Raw genomic sequence first — 11,025 nt, 5'->3', positions numbered from 1 at the left:
GACGCAAAGGTGCCAAAGGCCGAGTCTAACGGGGTGGGAGCGGCTGCCGGACCGGGTGTCCATGAGCGGCCCGCCGGTGCTCCCGGGGATGTGGGGGAGCCCGTGGGCCCGGACGGCGTTACTGGAGATACGCCGGGGCGCCCACGGGCAGGGTAAATCGGAACTCGGCTCCGCCACCGCGGGCGCGGCCGACCGTGATGGTGCCGCCGTGAGCCTCGACGATGCCCTTGACGATGTAGAGACCAAGGCCCGTGCCGCCGCGCTTGCTGCCCCGCCAGAAGCGGGTGAAGACGCGGTTCATGGACTCCTCCGGGATGCCGGGGCCCTCGTCGCTCACCGTGACCGACGTGCAGGCCTCCTCCCCTTCGCGGGGGGACACCGAGGGCATGACCTCGATCGTGACGGTTCCCTCGCCGTGGCGCACCGCATTTTCCAGGAGGTTGCTGAGCACCTGGTCGATCTTGTCCGGATCGGCCCACAGCGCGGGCAGGGGCTGCTCCATGCGCAGCAGGAACCGGTCGGCGGGCTGGCCGGCGGCGACGTACGCCTGGATGTGCCGGCCGACCGCCGCGCCTATGTCGACGGGCTGACGGCGCACCTCCAGCCGCCCGGAGTCGATCCGCGAGATGTCCAGCAGCTCGGCGATGAGTCGCGTGACCCGGTTCGCGTCGGCGTCGACGGTCTCCAGCATCAGCCGCTTCTGGTCGTCGGTGAAGCGCTCCCACTTGGCCAGCAGCGTGGCCGTGAAGCCCTTGACCGAGGTGAGGGGCGAGCGCAGCTCATGGGCCACGGTGGCGATCAGCTCGGCGTGGCTGCGCTCGGTGCGGCGCCGCGCCTCGGTGTCGCGCAGGCAGACGACGACGCGGCGGATCGGCCCGGTGGGCCGGGTGCGCACGTACCGCGCCGACACCAGGATCTCCCGGCCGCCGGGCAGCAGCAGGTTGCGCTCCGGCTGCCGTACGCGGATGGCGAGCCCGCCGTAGGGATCGGTCAGCTGCCACCAGCGGCGTCCCTCCAGGTCCTCCAGCGGCAGCACCCGCTCCAGGCGCCGGCCCATGGCGTCGGCGGCGGGGACGGCCGTGATGCGGGTGGCCGCGGCGTTGAAGCAGATCACGCGGCCGTGCTCGTCGGCGATCACGAGTCCGTCGGGGAGGTCGTCCGGGTCGATGCCGAGTTCGGCGAGATCACCGCACCGGGACGCGGGCGCGTGGTGCGCGTCGCGTACGCCCGGTGCTCTGCTCGTGCCGACACCCATGCCCGTACCCCACCTCTCCTCTGGCATGGGGACACCTCCCTGCTCATGAGGGTCCCCTCCCGTCGAGCGAAGCCGGGAGGGGGGAAGCCGAGAGCTTGGGGGAGGCCCCCCGAGCCCGCCACCCTACTAGCCGGGGGTCACGGAACGGCACCCTCCGGCCGCGCGCTGTGCACGGGCGGACGCATAGAGACATACGGCGGCGGCGGTCGCGAGGTTCAGGCTCTCGGCCTTTCCGTGGATGGGCACGCGGACGACGGCGTCGGCGAGCGTGCGGGTGTCCTCCGGCAGCCCCCACGCCTCGTTGCCGAACACCCAGGCGGTGGGGCCGCCCATGGAGCCCTTGTCGAGCTCGTCGTCTAGGTCGTGCTCCCCCGCGCCGTCGGCGGCGAGGATGCGCACACCGGCGTCCTTGAGGCCCGCCACCGCGCGCTCGACGGGGACACCGACGGCGACGGGCAGATGGAACAGGGACCCGACGGAGGCGCGCACGGCCTTGGGGTTGTAGAGGTCGACGGAGGCGTCGGTGAGCACGACGGCATCGGCGCCGGCGGCATCGGCGCACCGCAGCACGGTCCCGGCGTTCCCGGGGTCCCGCACATGCGCGAGCACGGCGACGAGCCTGGGCCGGTTCATCAGGACCTCCTCGAACGGGGTGTCGAGGAACCGGCAGATCCCCACCAGGCCCTGCGGGGTGACGGTGGTGGAGATCTCGGCGATGACCTCTTCGGTCGCCAGGTGCACGCGGGCACCGGCGTCACGCGCCTCGCCCATGATGTCGGCGTACCGCTCCGCGGCGTCGGGGGTGGCGAACAGCTCGACGAGCGTCGCCGTACCGCCGGCCCGATGGGCCGCCGCCTCCCGCACGGCCTGCGGCCCCTCCGCGAGGAACAGCCGCTCCTTGCCCCGGAAGTTCCGCTTGGCCAGCCGCCGGGCGGCGGCGACACGGGGCGAACGGGGGGAGATCAGCTCGGGGGCCGGGGGCATCAGGTCACTCTCTGGAGTACGGAAGGGTGGTCGAACGGTCCGCGGAACACAGTCGGACCCGCAGGCTGCCTCAGCCTGCGGGTCCGTTTCACATCCGGCCGGAGCCGGCGCAGCTCACGCCGCCTTCGGCGCGTTCACGTCCGCCGGCAGCGCCTTCTGCGCGACCTCGACGAGGGCGGCGAACGCGCCCGCGTCGTTGACCGCCAGCTCGGCGAGGATCTTGCGGTCGACCTCGACGTTGGCGGCCTTCAGACCCTGGATGAAGCGGTTGTAGGTGATGCCGTTGGCGCGGGCAGCGGCGTTGATGCGCTGGATCCACAGCTGACGGAAGTCGCCCTTGCGCTTCTTGCGGTCGTTGTAGTTGTAGACCAGCGAGTGGGTGACCTGCTCCTTGGCCTTGCGGTACAGGCGCGAACGCTGACCGCGGTAGCCGGAGGCCTGCTCGAGGATCGCCCGGCGCTTCTTGTGGGCGTTGACTGCCCGCTTGACGCGTGCCACTTGTTGACTCCTTGTAGCGGGGCCGCGGTTGACCTCACGCGGCCCGGAAAACGATTGGGTCCCGGTCCAGACGTACGGCGCTCAGGCGCCGATGCGTCACTTGCCGAGAAGCTTCTTGATCTTCTTGGCGTCGCCCGGGGCCATCTCGGCGTTGCCGGTGAGGCGACGCGTCAGACGGGACGACTTGTGCTCGAGCAGGTGGCGCTTGCCGGCGCGCTCGCGGAGCACCTTGCCGGAGCCGGTGATCTTGAAGCGCTTGCTGGCACCGCTGTGCGTCTTGTTCTTCGGCATAGCGCCGTTCTCTCCTCGTCGGTGGCGCTCCGGTGCCCGGTTGTGAGAACCGGGCACGATGGAGCGTCTCTTGTATCGGTTACATCCTGGGACTGCTGTCCCGGGCTTTCCGGGGTCCGTACGTCCGCCTCGCAGCGGGCCGTACGTCCGTACGTCCGGTGCTCCCCCGGGGCCTCGGCCCCGGGATCACGCCTCGGCGGAAGCCTCGGCCGAGGCCTCAGTGGTCTCGGCCTCAGCGGCGTTCTGCGAGCGGCCGGGGTGGGCCTTCGCCTCCGCCTTGCGAGCCTCCTGCGCCTGACGGGCCTCGGCCATCGCCTCGGTCTTCTTCTTGTGCGGACCGAGAACCATGATCATGTTGCGGCCGTCCTGCTTCGGGTTCGACTCGACGAAACCGAGGTCCTGGACGTCCTCCGCGAGCCGCTGCAGCAGCCGGTAGCCCAGCTCGGGGCGGGACTGCTCGCGACCACGGAACATGATCGTGATCTTGACCTTGTCGCCCTGCTTGAGGAACCGAACGACGTGACCCTTCTTGGTGTCATAGTCGTGCGGGTCGATCTTCGGCCGGAGCTTCATCTCCTTGATGACCGTGTGCGCCTGGTTCTTGCGCGCCTCACGGGCCTTCATGGCCGACTCGTACTTGAACTTCCCGTAGTCCATGAGCTTGCACACGGGCGGACGGGCGTTCGCCGCGACCTCGACCAGGTCCAGGTCGTACTCCTGCGCAAGCTCCAGGGCCTTGGCAAGCGGCACAATGCCCACCTGCTCGCCACTGGGACCGACAAGTCGCACCTCGGGAACGCGAATCCGGTCGTTGATGCGGGGCTCGGTGCTGATGGATCCTCCTCGGTAGCACCATACGACCGCCTGGCGGGCAGCCGCGTATGTCCGGTTGACATAAGGACCAACCATCGCAGCACATGAAAAATGCCCCGGACGGTACACAGGCGGGACTCCGAACATTCCGGAGCACCGCCGCGGTGACCGCGGGGCGCGCTCTCGGGCGACTCCACCGTCCGTACGGAACGGTGGTGGCCGCCTGACCGGTGACCCGCCGTCCCGGAGGACGGTCAGGTGGGAGATCGGAGCCTCCACTTGTGGGCCGGGCACGTCCGTGTCCGGCCGGTCGTCACACAAGGTTAGCAGCTCCCCGGGAGAGGTGCGAACCGGCGTGTACCGGGCCGCCGGCGCCCCGCCTCCCCGACTCCGGGGCGCCCCTCCCGTGAGCGGGACCCTGCGTGCCGGGGCCTATCGTGTGGGGCATGAGTGACACCTCCCCCGAGGGATCCCCGGCTGCCGCAGAATCCCCGGCTGCCGCCGAATCCCCGGCTGCCGCCGAAAGCCCCGACTTCGACGCCATGACCCGTGACATCGCGGAGGTCCCCGCGGTCGAGGTGATCGTGACGGTCGCCGTCAACCTGATGAGCGCCGCCGCCGTGAAGCTCGGTCTGACCGAGGAGGGCGACAAGTACAAGGATCTGGACGAGGCCCGCAAGCTGGTGCACGCCCTCGCCGGTCTGCTCGACGCGAGCGCCACGGAGATCAGCTCCTTCCACGCGGCCCCGCTGCGCGACGGCCTGAAGTCGCTCCAGCTGGCGTTCCGAGAGGCGTCGATCGTCCCGGACGAGCCCGGCCAGGGGCCCGGTGAGAAGTACACCGGGCCCGTCTACGGCTAGGGCCCTCGGTCATCCACGGCTGAACAAGGGCTCGCCCGGCGGCGTCGTCCCGGTCGGCAGCACTGCCAGATCGAGGCCGCGCACCAGGCGGGCCCTCAGTGTTTCGTCGGCGGCCATGCGCTCGGCCACGGCGCGAGCGGCCTCGGCCGGGGCCGCCGCCGGGTCCAGGACGAGCGCCAGGATGCCGTCCGCCTGTCCCGGGCCGAGGTAGGCACGCACCACCGCCGGCTCGGCGGCCACGGCGGCCCGTACGGCACCGGCCACGGCCGGGTCCGCGAGCGGATCGGTCGTCGTACGGCCCTCCGCGAGAGCGAGCAGCGTGGGGCCCGACAGCTCGAACGGCACCGGCCCGGACATGTCCAGCACGATGGTGTCGGCCTTCTCGTGCACGGCCGCCTGCAGCGCCTGGTGCAGGGGAACGGCGACGGGGCGGGCCGCGGGGTCCCAGCGGGCCAGCGAGTCGGTGGACGTGAAGGCGGGCAGGGCGGTGCGGCCGGCGGCCTTCAGGGTCGGTACGGCCATCTCGCTGGTCTTCTCACGGCGCAGTCCGTTCCCGTCCTCCTCCACCTCACCGAGCAGCGCCACCACCGGGACGAGCAGCCGGGCGCCCCTGAGAGCCTCCAGGACGGGCCCCACGGCGGTGCGGTCCTCGGCCCAGGCGGCGAGCGCCGCGCTCAGCCGGGGGTCGGCGGAACCGTCGTCGTCGGAGAAGCCGGAGTCGGGAATGTTCTTGTTCGCCACGGTCACCGACCCTATCGGGGGGTCCCGGCCCCCTGTCGGGGGGTCCCGGCCGTCCCGGTGCCGCCCCTGGAACACACAGAGCCCCCCGCCGCCGCGCCGGCCCCTCCCGCCGCCGCCCGTTGCTCTGCGCGGCGCTGGCCTCGGCGGTCGTCGTCGGCGGTACGGCCGCGGGGACGGCGTATGTGAACGCGCAGGCGCACGCCGACGCGGGAGCCGTATCGTCGCAGCCGTCGGTGACGCCCTCGGCGTCGTCCTCGGTGAGTCGGGAGGCATCGGTGGAACCTGCGGCGGAGCCCTCGGCGGACCGCGACGCACTGCTGGAGAAGGCCATGAGCACGGTGACCGTCGAGGACGGCGTGGACGTGGCCGTGGCGGTGCTGGACCTGGACTCCGGCAGAAGCGCCGGATACGGCGATGGCACCTTCGACACGGCGAGCATCGTGAAGGTGGACATCCTGGCGGCGCTGCTGCTCCAGGCGCAGGACGCGGACCGGCATCTGACCGCCCAGGAGAGGACGTATGCCACCGCGATGATCGAGAACAGCGACAACGCCTCCGCGTCGGCGCTGTGGGTCGCGATCGGGCAGGCGGACGGCCTGGACAGCGCCAACAAGCGCTTCGGCCTGACGGACACCACGGGCGGTGACGGCGCGCTGTGGGGCCTGACCCAGACCACGGCGGCCGATCAGCTCACCCTGCTCCAGCAGGTGTTCGGGGACGGCTCCCGGCTGAGCGAGGCCTCACGGACGTATCTGCAGGGGCTCATGGGAACCATCGCCGAGGACCAGGACTGGGGGGTGTCGGCGGCCGCCGACGGCTCCGATTGGGCGCTGAAGAACGGCTGGCTGCCGCGCAGCACGACCGGCCTGTGGGACGTCAACAGCATCGGGCGGATCACTGCCGACGGCCGTGACTACCTGGTGGCGGCGCTGTCGAACGGCAACTCCACGAAGGCCGAAGGGATCGCGCTGGTGGAGGCGGCAGCGCGCGCGGCCGTCTCGGTGTTCGTCTGAGTGGCCCCACTCACGGGGCGCGGCGCGTCCTGCCGCGGCCCCGCCACAGCGCCACCGACCCCACCAGCAGTGCCACGCCGAGGCCGCCCGCCAGGGCGCCCGCCCAGCCCGGGGAGTCCGTCGGGTCGGCGGTCGGGTCCGGACCGGTGCCGAAGTACCTGCGGCCGTACGCGGCCACGTGCAGCCCCTCCGGTCTCAGGCTCGCCGCCGCCTTGATGGCCGCCGCGGGGTCGACCAGGCCGTACCCGCGGGAGTCGTCGCGGCCGCCCGTGGGGGCGTCGCGGGCCGTCTTCTCCAGGAGCTGCTTGATCTGAGCCGGGGTCAGCCCCGGATGGGCGGCCTTGATCAGCGCGACGGCCCCCGAGACGAACGCGGACGCCGCGCTCGTGCCCCAGCCCTCGTAGTACTTGCGGTCGGGGTCGGCGATGACCACGTCGACGCCGGGCGCGCTGACGGTGGCGTACCAGCGGCGGGTGGAGAAGGAGGCGCGGGTGCCGTAGCGGTCGACGGCGGTCGCGGCGATGACGCCGGGGTAGGCCGCCGGGTACGAGATGTGATCGCCCTTCTCGCCGCCGTTGCCGGCCGAGGCGACGACGACGGCGCCCTTCTTCAGGGCGTACTGCACCGCCTCGTCCTCCGCGGCTTCGGGGTGCGCGGAGTTGGAGTCGTCGCCCAGGGAGAGGTTGATGACGTCGGCGCCCTGGTCGGTGGCCCAGCGGATGCCTTCGGCGAGGGCGTTGCCGCGAGAGTTGCGGGCCTTCGTCCGGGCGGGGTCGCCGTCCTCCAGGATGACGCGGACGGGGAGGATCCGCGCCTCGGGAGCGATGCCGATGACACCGTCCGCGTTGCCGATGCCGTGCCCATGACCGGCGATGATGCCCGCCATGGCGGTGCCGTGCCGGGCCCAGGGGCGGTCGCCGCGCTGGGCGCCGAAGCCGACCATGTCCTTGCCCGCGAGGACGTTGCCGGTGAGGTCCGGGTGGGTGGCGTCGACACCGGTGTCGAGGACGGCGACGGTGATGCCCTTGCCCTTGGTCGTCTGCCAGGCCTCCTGGCTGTGCAGGGCGTCGAGGGCCCACTCCTGGGCGCGGATGCCGTCGGCGTGCGCGGCGGTGGAGGGCAGCACGGCGAGGGAGCCGGCGAGGAGGAGGGTCAGGAGGCGGGCGCCGGTCGTACGGGCGCTCATGACGGCTTCTCCGAGGCCGAGGTGACGGTTTCGCGGAGGGCCCCTTCGATGCGGTCGGCCAGGCCCACCGCCTCGTTGCCGAGACCCGCCTGGGCGGGTGCCGTGGTGGCGCCGGTCGCCATGGCGTCGGCGGCGGGCTGTGGTTCGGTGACGGTACGGCCGTCGGCGAAACCGGAGACGGCGTAGACGACGACGGGGACGTCCGTGCGCACCGAGATCGTCCAGGAGGCGCGCTGGGCGTCGCCGAAGCCCTCGGCGACGGTGCCCTTCGCGGCGTATGGACGGGGCATCAGGTCGGTGCGCCGGTCGAGGCCCTCCTTCTTGAAGCGGCTGTTCACGGCGGCCATGGCGGCGGCGTCGGCCCGGGTGAACAACAGCCCCACCGTGGTGACATGGCTGCGGGTGGCGTCCGTGTAGGTGGCGCGCAGCAGCCGCAGACAGCCGACGGGGGCCAGCGCCTTGCCCAGCAGGGAGTCGAAGGCGTCCTTGCAGCCGCTGTCCGGGGCGACGGCGATACGCGTCCAACTGCGGTCGGAGCCGCCCGGGCCCGCGCCCGGGCCCTGGACGGAGGGCGGGAAGAGCTGGTCGACGGGCACGCTGTGCCACAGGCTCGCGGCGACGGTGAACGCGCCCCGCGCCCCGTCTGCCGGGCCGTCTCCGGTGAGCCAGCTTCCGGTCACGGCACCGCCTATGAGCCCGAGTCCGAGGACGAGGCAGGCGGCGGCCGCGGCGGCACGGGGCCGCGGCCGGCCACCGAAGGGCCAGGGGCGCACGGCGCCGACGCCACGCGTGTCGGGCCGGGCGAGGGTCACGAAAGGGCGGCTGGAGATGTCGTGCCGGGACTCGTCGTCGTGCTGGTGCCCCAGACGCGCGGTCGTCTCCACGATGCCCTCGGCGGGCAGGGGGGTGCGCGGCGACGGCACGACATCCGCTTCGGCGCCGCGCGGGGGGACGCCGGCCGTGGGCGGCGCGTCCGGGAAGCGGGCGGAGGCCGCGGGCGGGGGCGGGTCGACGGGTTCGGCGTCGCGGTCGGGGCGGAGGCTGGGGAACCGCCCGGGCGCGGAGGTGTGCCGTGCCCGGGTGTCCGGGCCGCCACCGGAGGCGGGCGGCGCCGTGTCACCGGCTACGCCCGCGGACCCCAGGGAGTCGGGCGCCTCGATCCGGAACGGCCGCACCACGGCACGGGACCGGCCGACCGGACCGGCCACACCGGACCGGCCGGACGCGCGGGCCGGACCCGAGGCACCCGAGGAGCCGTCCACCGCGGACCGAGCCGAAGACCCGACCGCACCCGACCGGACGGACGAGGCGCCCGTGTCGGGGCGTTGGGACGTGGTGTTCACGCTCGTGGAGGACCCGGCCGCGGCGGACCGGCTGCCCGGCGCATCCAGCACGCCCGAGCGCTCGGCGGAGCCGTTCGTGTCCGTCCGCTCCGGCGAGCCGTCGGCCGGGGTGGACGGCGATGCGTTCTTCCCGTTCGTCGGCGGTCGCTCGGGGCGTCGCGCAACCGGGCGCGCGGCAAGCCCCTCCTGGGGTGCCTGCGTCCTGCGGGGCGGACCACTGGGCCGTGGAGGCGCGTCGGGCACGCCGGGCGCGGGCACGGTCCCGGTCCTGGGCGGCCACTCCGGTCGGGGCGGAGCCGGGACCGAGGACGTACGGGCGGATCGTGCCTCCCGAGGCGCGCGTGCACCCTCCGCGGTGGGCGGGTGCCCGGGGCGGGGCGGGACCGTCCCGGCGGTGCGGTTGCGCGGCGCCGGCCAGGGCGCATCCTGCGCGGCGGAAGACGTGCGGTCCGGCTCCTCGGACGGTTCGTCCGGCGGGGCCGACGGGCGGGGCGGGGTCGTGGGGCGCGGGGGTATGGAGGCGCGGCGCGCTTCCGTGCTCATGCACCCCCCGTTTCGTTGTGGCCGGGCCGCCCCCGGGGTCCGCCGGGGTGTCCGACCGCCCCTGCGGAGCGGCCGGTACGCGTGGTGCGGGACGCCCCGCCCGTCCTGGCAGGCATACCCGCGCGCGCGGACACCCATCCCAGGCGTACGCGCCCGGGCGGAGCCACCGCTTCCCACGTGCGCGTCACTCTACGGGTTGATGCCCCTCGAACGGGAACCAGTCCACGGCACCGGGGCATCTGCCCGGATCGTCCCCCTACCCTGCGGTAATCGCATCTGGCAGGCTGCGTTCATGACTGCCCGCGCCGCAGACAGGGTCCGTTACGACCGGGCCACCGCTCACCTCGACGCCCCCGTCGCGATCGTGGACCTGGATGCGTTCGACGCGAACGCCGACGACCTCCTCCGCAGGGCCGGCGGCAAGCCGATCCGCGTCGCCAGCAAGTCCGTCCGCTGCCGCGCCCTGCTCGAACGCGTCCTGGGCCGGGACGGTTTCGCGGGCATCATGTCGTTCACGCTCGCCGAGTCCCTGTGGCTGGCCCGCTCCGGGTTCGACGACGTCCTGCTCGCCTACCCGTCGGCCGACCGGCAGGCCTACGCGGAACTGGCCGCCGACCCCAAGCTCGCCGCCACCGTCACGGTGATGATCGACGACCCGGCCCAGCTTCGGCTCATCGACCAGGCCCGCCAGGGCGGCACCGAAGTGGTGCGCGTCTGCCTGGAGTTGGACACCTCGCTGAAGATGCTCGGCGGACGTGTCCGGGTCGGCGCACGGCGCTCCCCGCTCCACTCCCCCGCGCAGGTCGCCGAGTTGGCCCGCGTGGTGGCGCGCACGCCCGGCTTCCGGCTGGTGGGGATCATGGCGTACGAGGGCCATGTCGCCGGTGTGGGCGACACGGTGGCGGGGCGGCCGGTGCGCTCCCGGGCCATCCGGCTGATGCAGGCCGCGGCGCGCCGGGAGCTGGCCCGGCGGCGCGCCGACGTGGTGCGCGCCGTCCGGGCGGTCGCGCCGGACCTGGAGTTCGTCAACGGCGGCGGCACCGGTAGCGTGCAGTACACGGCCGCGGAGGACGCGGTGACCGAGATAGCGGCGGGCTCGGGGCTGTACGTGCCGCGGCTGTTCGACAACTACACCTCGTTCCAGGGGCGTCCGGCCGCCCTGTTCGCCCAGCCGGTGGTGCGCAGGCCGGGGGTCGGGGTGGTGACGGTGCTGGGCGGCGGCTATCCCGCGTCGGGGGCCGCGGGTCGCGACCGGCTGCCCGTCCCGTATCTGCCCGCGGGCCTGCGGTACGACCCCCAGGAGGGGCCGGGCGAGGTGCAGACTCCGCTGCTGGGCGCGCCCGCCGACGACCTCCTCATCGGCGACAAGGTGTGGTTCCGCCACGCCAAGGCCGGGGAGCTGTGCGAACGGTTCGACGTGCTGCGCCTGGTGGAGGGCGACGAGGTGACGGCGACCGTGCCGACGTATCGCGGCGAGGGGCACACCTTCCTCTGACGG

11 protein-coding genes are annotated in these 11,025 nt (G+C 73.3%); 3 read left to right on the top strand and 8 right to left on the bottom strand.

Features of this window, described 5'->3' with window-relative positions:
- Window positions 1-118: 118 nt before the first annotated feature.
- The 5 genes from ASC56_RS19695 to infC all read right to left on the bottom strand — a co-directional run bounded on the left by ASC56_RS19695 (window position 119) and on the right by infC (window position 3,937).
- The gene (locus tag ASC56_RS19695; protein ID WP_055492780.1) at window positions 119-1,255 is read right to left on the bottom strand and encodes an ATP-binding protein; all 1,137 of its coding nucleotides are present in this window, start codon (window positions 1,253-1,255) and stop codon (window positions 119-121) included.
- Between the two features lie 126 nt (window positions 1,256-1,381).
- Complete coding sequence (locus ASC56_RS19690; protein WP_055492779.1) at window positions 1,382-2,239, bottom strand: RNA methyltransferase; 858 nt, start codon at window positions 2,237-2,239, stop codon at window positions 1,382-1,384.
- Window positions 2,240-2,353: 114 nt separating this feature from the next.
- Window positions 2,354-2,737, bottom strand: a complete 384-nt coding sequence (gene rplT, locus ASC56_RS19685) for a 50S ribosomal protein L20 (protein WP_055492778.1) — start codon at window positions 2,735-2,737, stop codon at window positions 2,354-2,356.
- Window positions 2,738-2,833: 96 nt separating this feature from the next.
- Window positions 2,834-3,028: a 50S ribosomal protein L35 gene (gene rpmI / locus ASC56_RS19680; RefSeq protein ID WP_030560333.1), complete on the bottom strand. Its 195-nt coding sequence runs from the start codon at window positions 3,026-3,028 to the stop codon at window positions 2,834-2,836.
- A gap of 186 nt (window positions 3,029-3,214) precedes the next feature.
- Window positions 3,215-3,937, bottom strand: coding sequence for a translation initiation factor IF-3 (gene infC / locus ASC56_RS19675; protein WP_079102605.1), 723 nt, complete (start codon window positions 3,935-3,937; stop codon window positions 3,215-3,217).
- 350 nt (window positions 3,938-4,287) lie between these two features.
- Here infC and ASC56_RS19670 point away from each other — a divergent pair, with 350 nt between their 5' ends.
- Window positions 4,288-4,701, top strand: a complete 414-nt coding sequence (locus tag ASC56_RS19670) for a DUF1844 domain-containing protein (RefSeq protein WP_055492776.1) — start codon at window positions 4,288-4,290, stop codon at window positions 4,699-4,701.
- A 9-nt stretch (window positions 4,702-4,710) separates the two neighbouring features.
- On the opposite strand, the gene ASC56_RS19665 is transcribed toward ASC56_RS19670, so the two are convergent.
- Window positions 4,711-5,442, bottom strand: a complete 732-nt coding sequence (locus tag ASC56_RS19665) for an SseB family protein (protein ID WP_055493000.1) — start codon at window positions 5,440-5,442, stop codon at window positions 4,711-4,713.
- A gap of 119 nt (window positions 5,443-5,561) precedes the next feature.
- Between ASC56_RS19665 and ASC56_RS19660 the strand changes: the two genes are divergently transcribed.
- Window positions 5,562-6,455: a serine hydrolase gene (locus ASC56_RS19660; RefSeq protein WP_107309293.1), complete on the top strand. Its 894-nt coding sequence runs from the start codon at window positions 5,562-5,564 to the stop codon at window positions 6,453-6,455.
- Between the two features lie 10 nt (window positions 6,456-6,465).
- Here the strand turns inward: ASC56_RS19660 and mycP are convergent, their stop codons facing one another.
- Together mycP and ASC56_RS41995 are read right to left on the bottom strand one after the other, a co-directional pair.
- Window positions 6,466-7,641: a type VII secretion-associated serine protease mycosin gene (gene mycP, locus ASC56_RS19655; RefSeq protein WP_055492774.1), complete on the bottom strand. Its 1,176-nt coding sequence runs from the start codon at window positions 7,639-7,641 to the stop codon at window positions 6,466-6,468.
- Window positions 7,638-9,242: a hypothetical protein gene (locus tag ASC56_RS41995; protein ID WP_234376999.1), complete on the bottom strand. Its 1,605-nt coding sequence runs from the start codon at window positions 9,240-9,242 to the stop codon at window positions 7,638-7,640. The genes mycP and ASC56_RS41995 overlap by 4 nt, the downstream gene beginning before the upstream one ends.
- A gap of 577 nt (window positions 9,243-9,819) precedes the next feature.
- Here ASC56_RS41995 and ASC56_RS19645 point away from each other — a divergent pair.
- The gene (locus ASC56_RS19645; protein WP_055492773.1) at window positions 9,820-11,022 is read left to right on the top strand and encodes an amino acid deaminase/aldolase; all 1,203 of its coding nucleotides are present in this window, start codon (window positions 9,820-9,822) and stop codon (window positions 11,020-11,022) included.
- Window positions 11,023-11,025: the final 3 nt, after the last annotated feature.

This window comes from Streptomyces sp. TP-A0356 (assembly GCF_001417775.1).
Lineage (GTDB): Bacteria > Actinomycetota > Actinomycetes > Streptomycetales > Streptomycetaceae > Streptomyces.
This window is presented reverse-complemented; position numbering and strand designations above follow the sequence as displayed.